Source organism: Micromonospora arborensis, assembly GCF_003205615.1.
Classification (GTDB): Bacteria; Actinomycetota; Actinomycetes; order Mycobacteriales; family Micromonosporaceae; genus Micromonospora; species Micromonospora arborensis.
This window is the reverse complement of the sequence record NZ_PYBV01000200.1, coordinates 1-276: the sequence shown is the minus strand read 5'-3', so window position 1 is coordinate 276 and position 276 is coordinate 1. Positions and strand designations below refer to the sequence as shown.

Genomic DNA, 276 nt, shown 5'->3' with positions numbered 1-276 from the left:
GCCGCCCAGTCCGGTCACCCGTTCCCGCATGCCGCGCAGGCCCACACCGGGTGTCATCGGCCGGGCCGGTGACGCCTGACCGTCGTCGGTGACCGAGACGGTGAGCTGGGCCGGGGCGTACTCGACGTGGATGTGCGCGGTGGCCAGGCCCGCGTGGCGGGCCACGTTGGTCAGCGCCTCCTGGACGACGCGATACCCGGCCTCGTCGACCTCGGCGCGCAGGTCCCGGGGCGGACCGCTGACGGTCAGGTGCACCGGCACCCCGGCCGCCCGGGT

General features: G+C 76.1%; 1 protein-coding gene. It reads right to left on the bottom strand.

The window, feature by feature from the left end:
* On the bottom strand, nucleotides 1-276 hold a 276-nt coding region (locus C7C45_RS33430), incomplete at both ends, for a sensor histidine kinase (RefSeq protein WP_425271198.1).